16 protein-coding genes are annotated in these 15,616 nt (G+C 44.0%); 15 read left to right on the top strand and 1 reads right to left on the bottom strand.

What is annotated here, in order from left to right; all coding sequences use genetic code 11:
- The first annotated feature begins 23 nt into the window (after positions 1–23).
- From I1A59_RS05825 to I1A59_RS05810, 4 genes are all read left to right on the top strand, one after another.
- On the top strand, positions 24–614 hold the full coding sequence (locus tag I1A59_RS05825) for a class I SAM-dependent methyltransferase (RefSeq protein ID WP_196091856.1): 591 nt from the start codon (positions 24–26) through the stop codon (positions 612–614).
- A complete protein-coding gene (locus I1A59_RS05820) occupies positions 611–1,888 on the top strand; it encodes a pyrimidine-nucleoside phosphorylase (RefSeq protein WP_196091855.1) in 1,278 nt (425 codons plus the stop codon). Before I1A59_RS05825 ends, I1A59_RS05820 begins: the two co-directional genes overlap by 4 nt.
- Positions 1,889–2,252: 364 nt before the next feature.
- Positions 2,253–3,305: a BMP family protein gene (locus tag I1A59_RS05815; protein WP_196091854.1), complete on the top strand. Its 1,053-nt coding sequence runs from the start codon at positions 2,253–2,255 to the stop codon at positions 3,303–3,305.
- 188 nt (positions 3,306–3,493) lie between these two features.
- A complete protein-coding gene (locus tag I1A59_RS05810; RefSeq protein WP_196091853.1) occupies positions 3,494–4,540 on the top strand; it encodes a BMP family protein in 1,047 nt (348 codons plus the stop codon).
- A 2-nt stretch (positions 4,541–4,542) separates the two neighbouring features.
- Here I1A59_RS05810 and I1A59_RS05805 read toward each other — a convergent pair whose 3' ends face one another.
- Positions 4,543–4,878 (bottom strand): hypothetical protein, encoded by a 336-nt coding sequence (locus I1A59_RS05805; protein ID WP_196091852.1) that lies wholly within the window; start codon positions 4,876–4,878, stop codon positions 4,543–4,545.
- Here I1A59_RS05805 and deoC point away from each other — a divergent pair.
- The 11 genes from deoC (at position 4,852) to fni (ending at position 15,474) form a co-directional block, all read left to right on the top strand.
- Positions 4,852–5,514 carry a deoxyribose-phosphate aldolase gene (gene deoC / locus I1A59_RS05800; RefSeq protein ID WP_196091851.1) on the top strand — a complete coding sequence of 221 codons (663 nt, stop codon included), beginning with the start codon at positions 4,852–4,854 and terminating at the stop codon, positions 5,512–5,514. The two genes, I1A59_RS05805 and deoC, sit on opposite strands and share 27 nt — an antisense overlap.
- Positions 5,501–5,890, top strand: a complete 390-nt coding sequence (locus I1A59_RS05795) for a cytidine deaminase (RefSeq protein ID WP_196091850.1) — start codon at positions 5,501–5,503, stop codon at positions 5,888–5,890. The genes deoC and I1A59_RS05795 overlap by 14 nt, the downstream gene beginning before the upstream one ends.
- A 27-nt stretch (positions 5,891–5,917) precedes the next feature.
- Positions 5,918–6,973, top strand: coding sequence for a BMP family protein (locus tag I1A59_RS05790; protein WP_196091849.1), 1,056 nt, complete (start codon positions 5,918–5,920; stop codon positions 6,971–6,973).
- 32 nt (positions 6,974–7,005) lie between these two features.
- On the top strand, positions 7,006–8,541 hold the full coding sequence (locus I1A59_RS05785) for an ABC transporter ATP-binding protein (protein WP_196091848.1): 1,536 nt from the start codon (positions 7,006–7,008) through the stop codon (positions 8,539–8,541).
- Entirely contained in the window at positions 8,534–9,595 is a 1,062-nt protein-coding gene (locus I1A59_RS05780) for an ABC transporter permease (RefSeq protein WP_196091847.1), read from the top strand. The genes I1A59_RS05785 and I1A59_RS05780 overlap by 8 nt, the downstream gene beginning before the upstream one ends.
- A complete protein-coding gene (locus I1A59_RS05775; protein WP_196091846.1) occupies positions 9,592–10,548 on the top strand; it encodes an ABC transporter permease in 957 nt (318 codons plus the stop codon). Before I1A59_RS05780 ends, I1A59_RS05775 begins: the two co-directional genes overlap by 4 nt.
- Before the next feature lie 460 nt (positions 10,549–11,008).
- The gene (locus I1A59_RS05770; RefSeq protein WP_196091845.1) at positions 11,009–11,233 is read left to right on the top strand and encodes a hypothetical protein; all 225 of its coding nucleotides are present in this window, start codon (positions 11,009–11,011) and stop codon (positions 11,231–11,233) included.
- A gap of 423 nt (positions 11,234–11,656) precedes the next feature.
- The gene (gene mvk, locus I1A59_RS05765; protein WP_196091867.1) at positions 11,657–12,517 is read left to right on the top strand and encodes a mevalonate kinase; all 861 of its coding nucleotides are present in this window, start codon (positions 11,657–11,659) and stop codon (positions 12,515–12,517) included.
- Positions 12,499–13,452 carry a diphosphomevalonate decarboxylase gene (gene mvaD / locus I1A59_RS05760; protein WP_196091844.1) on the top strand — a complete coding sequence of 318 codons (954 nt, stop codon included), beginning with the start codon at positions 12,499–12,501 and terminating at the stop codon, positions 13,450–13,452. The genes mvk and mvaD overlap by 19 nt, the downstream gene beginning before the upstream one ends.
- Positions 13,439–14,437, top strand: coding sequence for a phosphomevalonate kinase (locus I1A59_RS05755; protein WP_196091843.1), 999 nt, complete (start codon positions 13,439–13,441; stop codon positions 14,435–14,437). Before mvaD ends, I1A59_RS05755 begins: the two co-directional genes overlap by 14 nt.
- Positions 14,434–15,474, top strand: coding sequence for a type 2 isopentenyl-diphosphate Delta-isomerase (gene fni / locus I1A59_RS05750; protein WP_196091842.1), 1,041 nt, complete (start codon positions 14,434–14,436; stop codon positions 15,472–15,474). The genes I1A59_RS05755 and fni overlap by 4 nt, the downstream gene beginning before the upstream one ends.
- Positions 15,475–15,616 lie beyond the last annotated feature (142 nt).

Here is a 15,616-nt window from a genome sequence, read left to right as displayed (position 1 = left end):
TCCAGTTGTGATAGAATAAACCTATGAGTAAGATGTATTTTGAGCGGCAGCCGGATGCTGCACATGATGTGCGAGAGTTGCGCGTGTCCCTCTTGGGCACGGATTTTCGTTTTTTAGCGGATGCTGGTGTTTTTTCAAAAAAACAGGTGGACTATGGGTCGCGGGTGTTGTTGGATAGCCTCGACTTTGTACCTGGAGGATCGCTCTTGGATGTGGGCTGTGGTTATGGACCCTTGGGAATTACCCTCGCCAAGGTGCAGGGACAGACAGTAACCATGGTGGACGTCAATGAAAGGGCTCTAGACCTGGCTATCAAAAATGCCCAGGCCAATGGGGTGGAGGCTAGTGTTTTTGCCTCTGATGTCTATGACCAGGTGGTAGGGACCTTTACCCATATTATCTCCAATCCCCCTATCCGGGCGGGTAAATCGGTGGTCCACAGGATTATTGAGGAGGCGCCGGCTTACTTGGAGTCTGGGGGAGATTTGACCCTAGTCATTCAAAAGAAACAAGGGGCGCCAAGTGCAAAGAAGAAAATGGAAGAAATCTTCGGTCATTGTGATATTATTAGAAAGGATAAGGGTTATTACATCCTTAGAAGTGTGAAAGAATGAGAGCGGTTGATGTAATTCAGAAAAAACGAGACGGTTATAGCTTAAGTACAGAGGAGATTGATTGGCTCATCGAAGCCTATGTGGACGGAAGGGTTCCAGACTACCAGATGGCTGCTTTGGCGATGGCTATTTATTTCAAAGGAATGGATACGCGGGAAATTAGTGATCTCACCATGGCCATGGTGGCAAGTGGAGATCAGGTGGACTTGTCTGCCATTCCAGGGATCAAAGTGGACAAGCATTCTACTGGTGGAGTCGGGGACAAGGTGACCTTGATTCTGGCACCATTGGTGGCAAGTTTCGGCGTATCGGTTGCAAAGATGAGTGGCCGTGGTTTGGGGCACACGGGTGGAACCTTGGATAAACTGGAATCCATTAAAGGTTTCCAAGTGGAAATCCCAGAAGCTGATTTTATTCAGCAAGTCCAAGATATTGGCGTTTCTGTCATTGGTCAGTCCGACCACTTGGTTAAGGCGGATAAATTGCTGTATGCCCTTCGGGATGTTACTGCGACAGTGGATATTATCCCATTGATTGCCAGTTCAGTCATGAGTAAGAAAATTGCGGCGGGTTCCGATGCCATCCTCTTGGATGTGACAGTCGGTCAAGGAGCCTTTATGAAGACCATTGAAGAGGCGCGTGAATTGGCGACCACAATGGTGAACCTTGGGAAAGCTGTTGGTCGAGAGATTGTTGCAGTGGTTACTGATATGAGCCAGCCTTTAGGTCGGGCGATTGGAAACCGTTTGGAGTTGCTAGAAGCGATTGAGATTTTACGGGGGCAAGGTCGTTCGGATATTACGAACTTTGTCAGCGAGTTAGGGCAAATGTTGTTGGCTTTGGCGGGCGTTGAAAAGTCCGTTGAGGAGGTTCGTTCCCATCTTGAAAACGGTTCTGCTTTGGCAAAATTGGAAGAAATGGTCGCAGCTCAAGGTGGAGATTTGGAAGATCTTTACCGTCCTGTTCAAGTCCAAGAAGTCTATGAAGTTAAGGCTCCTACAGGTGGCTATATTACCGAACTACCAGCACTTTACTATGGTTTGTTTGCTATGAAGTTGGGAGCAGGTCGAGCGGTTAAAACAGACCCACTTGATTTCGAAACAGGGATTGTTTTTGAGAAAAAAGTAGGCGACCGTGTAGAAGAAGGAGAAGTTCTAGCCAGAATTTATGCAAATTCGGAAATTCCGAAAGTTATGCTTGAAGAATTTCTGGAAAATGTTAAAATAGGAAACGAAGAGGTCGAAATCAAGGAAATTATTGAAATCGTTCGGTAATAGAATTGTTTTAATACTCAAAACAGTCGAAATTTTTATGCAATGGAACAGTTACTCCACTAACTAAAATAGAAAGGTTGAGACTTTGTCCCAACCTCTATCAATCCGATGAAGACAGAACCAGGGGTTCGGCGAAGAGGATTGACGCATTCAGATTTTGAAAAGTATAGTCTTTTAGTTTACTTTTAGTATAAGGCAGCGAGTCGTAGACAGTACTGAAGTACGGCAAGACGAGTTAACACAGTAATAAAAGATAAACTAAAAGACTATAATGAGTATGATTTTCGTTTCGACATCCCTAACATCGTTTTTGCTTAGTGATGACAATCACTCATCAGTTCTAACATTTTTTAGGAGGTTCAACATGAACAAGAAACAATGGTTTGGTATCGGATTGACGGCTGCAGCAGCGCTAACTTTGGTTGCCTGTGGAAACCGTTCTACAAGTCAAAATGCCGATGCTAAAACCGACCTTAAAGCCGTTATCGTAACCGATACTGGTGGGGTTGACGATAAGTCCTTTAACCAATCTGCTTGGGAAGGGTTGATGGCTTGGGGGAAAGAAAATGGTCTTTCTGAAGGAAATGGAATCAGCTACATCCAATCTCAAAGTGAGTCTGATTACGCAAACAACTTAGAACAAGCTGCTTCAAGTGGTAACCAATTGGTATTTGGTATTGGATTCGCCCTTCGTAACGCCGTTGAGTCTGCAGCAAAAGATCGCACAGATACTAACTATGTTATCATTGATGAAGTGATTGAAAACATGGACAACGTTGCGAGCGCAACCTTTGCGGACAATGAAGCTGCATACCTAGCTGGTGTGGCAGCTGCTAAAACAACTAAGTCTAAAGAAATTGGTTTCATCGGTGGTATGGAATCAGAGGTTATCACTCGTTTCGAAAAAGGGTTTGAAGCAGGTGTTAAATCTGTAGATCCTTCTATCAATGTTCGTGTGGACTACGCAGGTTCCTTCAGTGATGCCGCTAAAGGTAAATCTATCGCTCAAGCTCAATACTCAGCTGGTGTAGATGTTATCTATCAAGCAGCTGGTGGTACTGGTGTTGGTGTCTTCAAAGAAGCGAAAGACTTGAATGAAACCAAAGACGAAGCAGAAAAAGTTTGGGTAATCGGTGTTGACCGTGACCAGAAAGATGAAGGGAACTACACTTCTAAAGACGGTAAAGAGTCTAACTTCGTACTTGCTTCTACCTTGAAAGAAGTTGGGGAAGCTGTGAAGGATTTGGCCAACCAAGCTAAAGATGATAAGTTCCCAGGTGGTAAACACATCACTTACGGTTTGAAAGATAAAGGGGTTGACCTTGCAGAAACAAACTTGTCTGATGATGCCAAAGCTGCTGTTAAAGAAGCAAAAGACAAAATCGTAGCAGGCGACCTACAAGTCCCTACTAAATAAGACTGCAAAAAGCCAGGAATTTCCTGGTTTTTTGTATATAAGGGACACTGAGTTTGAAAACGTTCGTGTTTATGATATGTTCTTGGAAGTTTTCAAGAAAATTCCTTGTTTTTCACGAATGAAGTCTAGCCAAATCATCGTTTCTATGCTATACTGTCAATCGTATGTAAAAAATGGAGGTTAGCGCTTTGAATAAAAAGCCGATTCTGGCTGTAGCAGGTCTGGCGGTGGCGACACTGGGATTAGTGGCCTGTGGACAGCGAGGTAACACAGAGAATACGGAAACCAAGGTTAAGGCGACGCTTGTTACAGGTGCTGGAGGTGTTGATGATAAATCCTTTAGCCAATCTGCTTGGGAAGGCTTGGAAGCCTGGGGTAAATCTCAGGGGTTAAGTGAAGGAAATGGCTATGGGTATTACCAATCCGATTCTGAGTCCGACTACACCAATAATTTTGAACAAGCAGCAACCAATGGTAGTAACTTGGTTATCGGTATTGGATTTATGGTGAAAAATGCTGTTGAACAAGCTGCAAAGGATCACCCAGAAGTTAATTACTTGATTATTGATGAGGTCATTGAAGGTCAAGATAACGTAACCAGTGCAACATTTGCGGATCAAGAAGCGGCTTACCTGGCGGGAGTTGCAGCAGCTAAAACCACAGAGAAAAAACAAGTCGGTTTTATTGGCGGTATGGAATCTGAGGTTGTCAAACGGTTTGAAAAAGGCTTTGAAGCTGGTGTCCATTCGGTGGATCCAGATATCAAAGTTCAGGTAGATTACGCAGGTTCCTTTACCGACGCGTCAAAAGGCAAGTCTTTGGCGCAGGCGCAATACGCCGGTGGAGCTGATGTTATTTACCATGCAGCAGGTGGAAGTGGAGCAGGTGTCTTCAAGGAAGCTAAAGATTTGAATGAAACACGTGATGAAGCCGATAAAGTTTGGGTCATCGGTGTCGACCAGGATCAATCTGCAGAAGGCGAATACACTTCCAAGGATGGAAAAAAAGCAAACTTTGTTTTGACTTCAACGATCAAAGAAGTCGGAGCAGCTTTGAAAGATGTTGCAGAAAAGACGAGTGACGGAAATTTCCCTGGGAATCAAACCATTGTTTATGGTTTGAAGTCTGGAGGGGTGAACTTAGTTACTGGTCAACTATCCTCAGATGCTAAAGCAGCCGTTTCAGACGCCAAAGAAGCTATTATTGCAGGAAATATAAAAGTTCCTGAAAAATAGACTTAGGTGATGGTGCGAGGTTTGACCCTTCCTTTCTCAAGGGCAAAATCTTCTGACTCATCTACTCGTAAAAGTGGCAGAGGTCCCTCATTTGGGGGCAAGCCTTTACCAGGAATGGGTGAAAGGTTAGCCATTTCAATAGAATGAGTTAGCGGAACACGGTCACTTGCTTTAGTAAGAGGTTGAATTTTTTCAACCTCTTTTTTGACAGAAAAATCTTGAAGGGAGGTGGTCATTGTTCTGTAAAAAATGATAGAATAGAGATAGTGTAATGTAAACGAATACCATGGCAAATGAATAGGAGAAAAACCATGAAACTTAACAAATATATTGACCATACACTACTCAAAGCAGATGCCCAAAAAGACGCGATTCTACAGCTGATTGAAGAAGCTAAAGAGTACGATTTTGCGAGCGTCTGTTTGAATCCTAGCTGGGTAGCTTTGGCTGCCAAGGAATTGGCTGGAACTGATGTAAAGGTTTGTACCGTCATCGGTTTCCCTCTGGGAGCAACAACTTCTGCAACCAAGGCGTTTGAGACAGCAGAGGCTGTTAAAAATGGAGCGAGTGAAGTAGACATGGTTATTAATATTGCAGCTCTGAAAGATGGAGACGACCAAGCTGTTTTAGAGGATATCCAAGCAGTTGTTGAAGCTAGCGGAGATGCACTTGTTAAGGTGATCATTGAAACAGCCTTGTTAACGGATGAAGAGAAGGAACGTGCTTCTCGATTAACAGTTGAGGCTGGTGCAGACTTCGTGAAAACTTCAACTGGATTTTCAACTGCTGGAGCAAACGTTCCTGATTTGGAATTGATGCGCCGAGTAGTTGGACCCGATTTCGGTGTTAAAGCAGCGGGTGGAGCTCGTTCCTATGAAGATGCAGTAGCTTTTGTTGAAGCTGGTGCAACACGTATTGGAACTTCTTCAGGTGTTGCCATCATGAAAGGCGAGGTTGTGGATGGAGGCTACTGATCCAATTCAATTAGCGATGGAAATGGCCCAAAAAGCCTACGTTCCTTATTCTCACTTTCCGATTGGGGCTGTTTTAGTGGCCAAGGATGGTCGCTATTATACCGGGGTCAACATTGAAAATGCGAGCTTTGGTTTAACCAATTGTGGAGAGAGAACTGCTATTTTTAAGGCAGTTTCAGAAGGAGTTACTGAATTTTCAGCTCTGTATATTTACGGAGAAACGGAGAGACCTGTTTCGCCTTGTGGAGCTTGCCGTCAGGTAATGGCTGAATTTTTTGAAGCCGATTTGCCGATTACATTAATTGCCAAGGATGGGTCAACGAAAACCATGTCTATGGAAGAGTTGTTACCTTATTCTTTTAAAGATTTAAATTAAAGAATGAAATAAAAAGAGGAGATTGTAATGAAGTCAAATAAAATTGTAGCACTCGGAGCAGCATCACTTGCAGTACTTGGTTTGGCAGCGTGTTCTAACCGCAGTGGTGATCGTTCAGAAGCTGCTTCAGATTCCATTCGTGTAGCCTACGTGACGGATACCGGTGGGGTTGATGACCACTCCTTCAACGAATCTGCATGGACAGGTTTGAAAGCATGGGGTGAAGAAAACAATTTGGAACAAAATCAAGGCTATACCTACTATCAGTCTGAAAATGAATCTGACTTCACCAACAATTTCCAACAAGCCATCACAGAAGGCTATGATATGGTTGCAGGTGCTGGATTTGCCCTTGCAACATCATTGGAGGAAGTCGCTAAAAACAATCCAGATACAAAATTTGTGATGGTGGATAGCGTGATTGATTTGGATAACGTTGCTTCAGCAACCTTCGCGGATCAAGAAGCAGCTTACCTTGCAGGTGTTGCTGCGGCCAAGAACACCAAAACCAAACAAGTTGGTTTCATTGGTGGGGTTGAAAGTGAAGTTATCACGCGCTTTGAAAAAGGTTTCGAAGCAGGGGTCAAATCAGTTGACCCATCGATTAAAGTCCAAGTGGACTATGCTGGTTCCTTTAATGATGCCGCTAAAGGTAAAACCATTGCAGCTGCTCAATACGCAGCTGGTGCAGACGTGATTTTCCACGCTTCTGGTAAAACTGGTGATGGCCTTCTGAATGAAGCGATTACCCGGAATGAGAAATTTGCTGCTGATTCAGACGAAAAAGTTTGGGTTATCGGTGTTGATAGCGATCAAGCCCCTCAAGGTGGATACAAAGACAAAGATGGTAAAGAATCTAACGTAGTCTTGACTTCAACATTGAAAGAGGTCGGAAACACCATCAAGGATATGGCAACTAAATTGCAAGAAGATAAGTTCCCTGGTGGAACAACAACTGCCTACGATTTGAAATCAGGTGGTGTAGAAGTAACTTACGATAACTTGAACGAAGACACTAAAAAAGCTGTCGAAGAAGCAAAACAAGCCATCATCGATGGCAAGGTAACGGTTCCTGAAAAATAATTTAGGAAGACGTTAGAAAGGATAAACGGAATATGGCAAATGAACATGTCATCGAGATGCGCGATATCACCAAAAAATTTGGAGATTTTGTTGCCAATGACCATATCAACCTTCAACTCCGTAAGGGCGAGATTCACGCCCTTCTCGGAGAAAATGGGGCAGGAAAATCAACCTTGATGAACATGCTGGCGGGCTTGCTTGAACCAACCAGCGGTGAAATTGCGGTCAATGGCCAAGTTGTTCAATTGGATTCTCCTTCAAAGGCTGCTTCCTTGGGGATTGGGATGGTTCACCAGCACTTTATGCTAGTAGAGGCTTTCACGGTCGCAGAAAATATTATCCTTGGAAGTGAAGTTACCAAAAACGGTGTGCTGGACATTAAAGAAGCCACCAAAGAAATTGAAGAACTGTCCAAGCGGTATGGTCTTGCAGTAGATCCATCTGCTAAGGTGGAAGACATTTCCGTAGGGATGCAACAACGGGTAGAGATTCTGAAAACTCTCTATCGTGGTGCTGACATTCTGATTTTTGATGAACCAACAGCGGTTTTGACCCCTTCCGAAATTCAAGAACTGGTTGAAATTATGAAGAGTTTGGTCAAAGAAGGAAAATCTCTGATTCTCATTACCCACAAATTGGATGAAATCCGGGCCGTTGCGGATCGTGTGACTGTCATTCGTCGTGGTAAGAGTATTGAGACCGTTGAAATTGCCGGTGCAACCAACCAAGACCTTGCTGAGATGATGGTGGGACGTTCTGTTTCCTTCAAAACAGAAAAGGTTAAGGCACAACCCAAAGAAACGGTCCTTTCCATTAAGGATTTGGTGGTCTTGGAAAACCGTGGAGTTCCAGCTGTGAAAAATCTTACTTTGGATATTCGGGCAGGTGAAATTGTCGGAATTGCCGGTATCGATGGGAATGGTCAAACGGAATTGATCCAAGCGATTACAGGACTCCGTAAGGTAAAATCTGGGACTATTACACTTAAAGGTGAAAATATCGTTGGTGCAAGCCCGCGGACCATTACTGAAATGCAAGTTGGACACGTTCCAGAGGACCGCCATCGTGATGGTTTGGTGCTAGAATTGTCTATTTCAGAAAATATTGCGCTTCAAACCTACTACAAAGAGCCTATGAGTTCCAAAGGGATTCTCAACTATGGGAACATCTATGACCAAGCACGTCGCCTGATGGCTGAATTTGATGTGCGGGCCGCCAGTGAGTATGTGCCAGCAAAGGCACTTTCTGGAGGAAACCAGCAAAAAGCCATTATCGCGCGGGAAGTTGATCGTAATCCAGATCTCCTCATTGTTAGTCAACCAACACGGGGCTTGGACGTTGGAGCGATAGAGTACATCCACAAACGCCTGATTGAAGAGCGGGATAAAGGTAAAGCCATTTTGGTGGTGTCTTTTGAATTGGATGAGATTCTCAACGTCTCAGACCGTATTGCAGTTATCCATGACGGTCACATTCAGGGTGAATTGGATCCTGAAACCACCAACAAGCAAGAGCTTGGTATCTTGATGGCTGGTGGAGAATTGAAGAAGGAGGAAGGAAATGTCTAAGAAACTTCAAGGTGCAGCTGTCCCTTTGATCTCCGTTCTCCTTGGGATTCTCCTAGGAGCCATCATTATGTGGATCTTTGGCTACGATGCTATTTGGGGCTATGAAGCGCTCTTTGCGACAGCTTTTGGTTCGCTTAGATCTATTGGGGAAATTTTCCGGGCTATGGGGCCCTTGACGTTAATTGGTCTCGGTTTTGCAGTGGCTAGTCGAGCAGGATTCTTTAACGTCGGTTTGTCTGGACAAGCCTTGGCAGGCTGGATTGCAGCCGCATCCTTTGCCCTACTCAATCCGGATTTACCTCGATTGGTTATGATTCCCGCTACCATCGTGATTGCCATGGTAGCGGGTGGTTTGGTTGGTTCTATTCCAGGTGTCCTTCGGGCTTACTTGGGGACCAGTGAGGTTATTGTCACTATCATGATGAACTACATTGTTCTCTTTGTGGGAAATGCCTTGATTCACCAACTGCCACAATCCGTTATGCAAAGTACCGACTCTAGTAAGCCGGTTGGCATGAACGCTACTTATCAGACAGAGTGGTTGCGGGCTCTTACCAGCAATTCAAGGATGAACATTGGGATTTTCTTCGCTATTATCGCGGTGGCCCTTATCTGGTTCCTGTTGAAGAAAACCACCCTCGGATTTGAAATTCGCTCGGTTGGTCTTAACCCTCATGCCAGTGAGTACGCAGGGATGTCCTCTAAACGAATTATCATTATTTCCATGATTATCTCTGGTGCCCTTGCGGGTCTTGGGGGTGCTGTGGAAGGACTTGGAACCTTCCAAAATGTTTACATTCAAGGTTCGTCCTTGTCTATCGGTTTCAATGGGATGGCCGTATCCCTTTTGGCCAATAACTCTCCAATTGGAATTATTTTCGCGGCCTTCCTCTTTGCGGTTCTCCAAGTTGGTGCACCGGGGATGAATGCAGCGTCCATTCCACCAGAATTGGTTAACATTGTGACGGCTTCTATTATCTTCTTCGTTGGAATTCATTACGTGATTGAAAAATTCCTTGAGTCAAAAGCAAAAAAGGGAGGGCAAGCTAAATGAATCTCGAAACCCTATTAGCCTTATTAGTGTCTTCCATGCTGATTTATTCAGCCCCTCTCATTTTCACCTCCATTGGTGGAACCTTCTCTGAGCATTCAGGGATTGTCAATGTTGGTTTGGAAGGAATTATGGTTGTCGGCGCTTTTTCAGCGGTTGTCTTCAACCTTTCAACTGCATCTGCTCTTGACGATGCAACTCCATGGTTGGCCTTACTTGTTGGTGGTTTGGCGGGCGTTCTCTTCTCCCTCCTCCATGCGGTAGCGACCGTTCATTTCCGGGCGGACCATGTTGTCAGCGGTACGGTATTGAACTTGATGGCTCCAGCCTTAACAGTTTTCTTGGTCAAAGTGCTCTACAACAAGGGACAAACGGACAACATCCAGGAGTCCTTCGGACGCTTTGATTTCCCGATTTTATCAGATATCCCCTTTATCGGAGAAGTCTTTTTCAAGAATACATCGATTATGGGTTACGTGGCCATCGCAACCTCTTTCCTGGCTTGGTTTATTATGTTCAAGACCAAGTTCGGTCTGCGCCTTCGTTCCGTTGGTGAACACCCTCAAGCGGCGGATACATTGGGAATCAATGTCTACATGATGCGGTATGCGGGTGTCATGATTTCTGGTTTCCTTGGAGGAGTCGGAGGTGCGGTTTATGCCCAATCCATTTCCGTAAACTTCTCCATTTCCACTATTGTTGGACCTGGGTTTATTGCCCTTGCTGCGATGATTTTCGGAAAATGGAGTCCAGTTGGTGCCATGCTCTCCAGCCTCTTCTTCGGACTTTCTCAGAGTTTGGCTGTTATCGGTAGCCAATTGCCACTCTTTGATAAGGTTCCAGCTGTTTATCTACAGATTGCTCCTTACGTCTTAACCATCGTTGTCCTTGCGGCCTTCTTTGGAAAAGCCGTTGCACCGAAGGCAGTCGGAGTCAATTATATTAAGTCTAAATAAATTCTTAAAGGTTCCTGGCCTAGCGCCAGGAACCTTTTTTCAAAAAAGGGTTATCCTGTTACACAGAAGTGAATGGAAATGAAAAAAATATAGCCGATAAAGTCATCATTTGATTCATTTGGCAAGGGCCAAGGACTTGGGAAAAGAAATGGCAACTCTATTCTTATCAATCCGACTTTAGCCGTGGTCTGGATTTAGCCCAAGAACTGGGCTTGAAAGCAGAGCTTGTCGACGAAGCCTTGCTATCCCAGGAATATGCTTCTCGCGTTGATATACTCTTTTAGTTTATCTTTTATTACTGTGTTAGCTCGTCTTGCCGTACTTTAGTACTGCCTGCGACTCGCTGCCTTGTACTAAAAGCAAACTAAAAGACTATACTCTAAACAGTTCGAAATCTGAAAAGGCAATCCGATGAAGACAGAACTTAGGGTTCGGCGAAGAGGATTAACACATTCAGATTTTGAAATGTAATGAGTATGAGGAAAATCAAGAGGCTGGAATGGCCTTGGGGATTACAGCAGTTTCCTCCGTCCTCTTTGGCGGTCCTTTCTCTATTTCCGGAGCTCACCCCCAAGAGGTCTTTGAAGAAGCTCTGGAAATAGCCTTTGCTTTAGAACCTAAGCCAGTCCGTCTAGGGGCGGAGTCATCAGATATGACCTGTGGACTAAATGGTTGTTTTGTTTGATAAAATATGATGAGGCTGGGGGATCTCTAGCCCTTCTTTTTATGGCTCAAGGGATATCCGATAATGCCATACATAACGACTATCACCATCGGAATACTCGAATCTTTCAAAGAGGAGGCTAGGCAAGGTCAGAATTTGAAATTTGATGAGGAACAATGCTTTAAAGCTGTTACCCTTTGAGAAGGAAGGTAGTCTTTCAGACTTTGCTTTAAGCATGGTATAATAGGGGGAGCAATAAATACTCACAGAAATTCAAAAAAATGACTAGGAAAGCCGATGAAGATTGTTCAACAAGTCTGATAGTCCTGTTGAATATTCTCGATAAAGCGTTTGTGAACGCAATCGATAGACTCCAACAAAGAGGTTTGACGACGTCAGATTAGGATAACGAACTATGAGGTAAGGAATGTGGTAGATAGAGGTATGGGGCGATCCCATAGTAAAATTATTTTAATGGGAGAGCATTCAGTGGTGTATGGTTATTCAGCTATTGCCCTCCCCTTACTAGGAATCGAGGCTATTTGTAGGATTGAGCCTGCTAGTCAAATGCTAACCTTTGATTTTGAAGATTCCCTCTCAACTGCAGTCTATGCGGCTCTTTCTTCCTTAAATCAGTTGGAGGCCAAGATATCTTATAACATCGATTCACAGGTACCTCAAAAACGTGGAATGGGTTCCTCAGCAGCTGTATCGATCGCTGCCATTAGAGCTGTGTATGCTTATTTCGATGAGTTTCTACCCTTAGAAAAATTAGAAATGTTAGTCCATCAAGCGGAAAAGATTGCCCACAGCAAACCTAGCGGCCTTGATGCGAAAACCTGTTTGTCTGATACCCCCATCAAATTCAGTAGGGATAGGGGATTTGAGAGTTTAGACGTCATTTTGGATGCCTATTTGGTGATTGCGGATTCAGGCATTCAGGGACATACACGTGAAGCGGTTGAGAAGGTGGCGCAATTTGAGGAAACCAATCGTCCTCATCTAGCAATGTTGGGAAGTTTGGCTGAGCAAACAGAGGCTGCCATTAAGCTACAGGATAGTCGAGGAGTTGGCCGTTTCATGAACCTAGCACATGAAGAGTTACGGGCTATTGGTGTTAGCCTGACTTTTGTAGATGAGTTAGTGGACCAGGCTAGAACTGCCGGTGCTCTAGGTGCTAAGATGAGTGGCGGTGGTCTCGGTGGTTGTGTCATCGCTCTTGCAGCAAATTTGGAGGACGCATTTGTGATTCGTGAAAAACTATTTGAAAAAGGAGTCCAACAGGTATGGATAGAAAAAGTGTAACAGTCAAATCCTATGCGAATATTGCCATTGTCAAATATTGGGGAAAGGCTGATGCAGAGCGGATGATTCCATCAACCAGCAGTATCTCACTTACACTCGACAATTTGTATACCACTACAACTGCCAGTTTTTTACCTGCTGAAGCAAAGAAGGACTTATTCTATATCAATGGTCTATTGCAGGATGAAAAGGAACATGCTAAAATTTCAGCGGTTATTGACCAGTATCGCACCAATCCTAATACCTATGTGAAAGTTGAAACTCACAACATTATGCCGACTGCTGCAGGTTTGTCATCTAGCTCCAGTGGTTTGTCTGCTTTGGTGAAGGCCTGCGATCAATTGTTTGAAACAGGCTACAGCAGATCAGATTTGGCCCAAAAAGCTAAATTTGCGTCAGGCTCTTCTTCACGCTCTTTCTTTGGACCAATAGCTGCTTGGGATAAGGACACTGGTGAGATTTACCAGGTGGAAACAGATTTAAAATTGGGAATGATCATGTTGGTTCTGAATGCCAACAAAAAACCAATTTCTAGCCGGGAAGGGATGAAGATTGCAAGTAGCACCTCAACCGTCTTCCAAGATTGGATCGCTCAGTCCGAGAAAGATTATCAGGCTATGCTTCAGTATTTGAAGGAGAACGATTTTACTAAGGTAGGACAATTGACGGAAAAAAATGCCTTGGCCATGCACCGAACGAATGAGTTTGCGACCCCATCCTTTAACTATTTGACACCCGAGTCCTACAAGGCGATGGACTTGGTGAAAAGTCTACGTCAAAAAGGCCATGAGTGTTACTTTACCATGGACGCAGGTCCTAATGTTAAAGTATTGTGTCAGGAATCAGACTTGAAAAACTTAAGTCAGATTTTTGAAAAGGATTATGGCTATCAAGTGATCAGTTCAGGTACAAAGGATCCAAGTGATGACAATTAAGGTAACCTCTTGTGGAAAACTCTATGTAGCTGGTGAATATGCGATTTTAACTCCTGGCCAAACGGCTTTAATAAAAAATATTCCTATTTACATGCAGGCAAGTATTAGACCGGCTTCCCATATTCAGCTCCACTCGGATATGTTTGAGTATTCGGTTGGTATGGAGGAGGATGAAAATTATAGCCTTATACAGGAAACGATTAAGGTTTGGGCTCGCTATAGAGATAGGAATCCAGTCGATCTCCCTCCATTTGAATTGAAGATTTCAGGGAAGATGGAAGAAGATGGGCTGAAGTATGGAATTGGGTCCAGTGGATCCGTAACCATCCTGGTTTTGAAAGCCTTGGCCTCCTTTTCGGAAATCGAACTGTCTCCAGATCTTCTGTTTCGACTAGCCTCCTATGTTTTATTGGCACGGGGGGATAATGGATCGATGGGTGATCTGGCCTGTATCGCTTATGATGCCTTTATTAGTTTTCAATCCTTTGATCGAAAGCGCGTGCGTCTCTATCTCGAAACTCATTCCTTACAGGAAACCTTAGACTTAGACTGGGGATATCAGATTGAAGTCATTCATCCCCAATTACCGTGTCAATTTTTAGTGGGCTGGACGAGACAACCAGCTATTTCCAAGGACTTGATTCGGCAGGTGCAAGCGGCTATCGATTCGGAATTTTTAAGGGTAACGAATCTAGCAACTCTAAGTTGTAAAGAAGCTTTCCTAAAAGGAAATCGAGTAGGGGTCAAAAAAAGTCTGAATCACATCAGTGATTTACTCGAGAATCTTAGCCCTGCCATTTATACCCAAAAGCTTTATCAATTACGATTCCTTGCCAGTCAATATGATGCCGTGGCGAAATCCTCTGGGGCAGGAGGCGGTGACTGTGGAATAGCCTTTGTTTTTGACAAAGACGTGTTAGAGCATTTGCTTCAGGATTGGCAGCAAGCTGGAATCAAACTACTATATCAGGAGGACTTATCGTGAGGAATCGTAAGGATGAACATATCCAGTATGCACTGGCTTATCAATCCCCCTATAATAGCTTTGATGATGTGGAGTTAATCCATTCCTCTCTACCAGAGTATGACTTGGCAGACATTGATCTTTCAACCCACTTTGCAGGTCAGGATTTTGAATTTCCTTTTTTTATCAATGCCATGACGGGTGGTTCAGAAAAAGCTGCCGCAGTAAACCGCAAATTAGCTCAGGTAGCTGAGGTTACAGGAATTCTGATGGTAACGGGGTCTTATAGCGCAGCTCTTCAAAATCCTAAGGATCAGTCCTATCCAACAAAAGAGGAATTTCCAGACTTACTGCTGGCAACCAATATTGGTGTCGATAAACCTGTAGAATTGGGACTGCAGACGGTAGAGAAAATGAATCCCCTATTTTTACAAGTTCACGTAAATGTGATGCAGGAACTACTTATGCCGGAAGGGGAACGTCAGTTTAGATCCTGGAAACAGAACTTGGAAGCCTACGCCCAGCAAATCCCTGTCCCCATTATTCTGAAGGAAGTTGGCTTTGGAATGGATGTGAAAACCATGAAAAAGGCTTTAAACATGGGGATTCGAACCGTCGACATTTCAGGTCGTGGTGGAACGAGTTTTGCCTACATTGAAAACCAGCGAAGTGGCAAACGGAGTTATTTGGATGATTGGGGGCAGACTACAGTCCAGGCTCTCTTGAATGCCCAATCTTTGGTGGATGGCCTTGAAATTCTCGCGTCAGGAGGGGTGCGACATCCCTTGGATATGGTCAAGTGTATGGTTTTAGGGGCTCGAGCTGTTGGATTGTCCCGAACAATGTTAGACTTGGTGGAGCGTTATACGGTTGATCAGGTTATCGAAATCGTGAATGAGTGGAAAGAAGAGCTCCGAATCATTCTGTGTGCCCTGAACTGTCGAAACCTCGAGGAATTAAAATCGGTGGAGTATCTCCTCCATGGGAAGCTAAGCTCTAATCAGATCTATGGGAATGAAACCTGTCTAGGTCCACGACAAACGCACGAAAGATTCTAGTAGATTTATTCCCTACTAGAATCTTTTTTAAATTAGTACTCTTAAAAATTTATCGAATACCATACTCAAATGGAACTTCTTTCGTCTCATACTCATATCTTTACCAACATCAAGATTTCTTAACACACTCAAACAAAATTTG

This window comes from Streptococcus sp. NLN76, from assembly GCF_015686645.1.
Classification (GTDB): Bacteria; Bacillota; Bacilli; order Lactobacillales; family Streptococcaceae; genus Streptococcus.
Note: the sequence above shows the minus strand (reverse complement) of the source record. Positions and strands in the feature narration are given on the sequence as shown.

Bases quoted from the DNA above. Each gene is read 5' to 3' on its own strand.
- I1A59_RS05815 (WP_196091854.1), top strand. From the start codon at position 2,253: ATGAACAAGAAACAATGGTTTGGTATCGGATTGACGGCTGCAGCAGCG.
- I1A59_RS05805 (WP_196091852.1), bottom strand. From the start codon at position 4,878: ATGGTCAATATATTTGTTAAGTTTCATGGTTTTTCTCCTATTCATTTG.
- I1A59_RS05790 (WP_196091849.1), top strand. From the start codon at position 5,918: ATGAAGTCAAATAAAATTGTAGCACTCGGAGCAGCATCACTTGCAGTA.
- I1A59_RS05825 (WP_196091856.1), top strand. From the start codon at position 24: ATGAGTAAGATGTATTTTGAGCGGCAGCCGGATGCTGCACATGATGTG.
- I1A59_RS05780 (WP_196091847.1), top strand. From the start codon at position 8,534: ATGTCTAAGAAACTTCAAGGTGCAGCTGTCCCTTTGATCTCCGTTCTC.
- I1A59_RS05820 (WP_196091855.1), top strand. From the start codon at position 611: ATGAGAGCGGTTGATGTAATTCAGAAAAAACGAGACGGTTATAGCTTA.
- deoC (WP_196091851.1), top strand. From the start codon at position 4,852: ATGAAACTTAACAAATATATTGACCATACACTACTCAAAGCAGATGCC.
- I1A59_RS05795 (WP_196091850.1), top strand. From the start codon at position 5,501: ATGGAGGCTACTGATCCAATTCAATTAGCGATGGAAATGGCCCAAAAA.
- mvaD (WP_196091844.1), top strand. From the start codon at position 12,499: ATGGATAGAAAAAGTGTAACAGTCAAATCCTATGCGAATATTGCCATT.
- I1A59_RS05775 (WP_196091846.1), top strand. From the start codon at position 9,592: ATGAATCTCGAAACCCTATTAGCCTTATTAGTGTCTTCCATGCTGATT.
- I1A59_RS05785 (WP_196091848.1), top strand. From the start codon at position 7,006: ATGGCAAATGAACATGTCATCGAGATGCGCGATATCACCAAAAAATTT.
- mvk (WP_196091867.1), top strand. From the start codon at position 11,657: ATGGGGCGATCCCATAGTAAAATTATTTTAATGGGAGAGCATTCAGTG.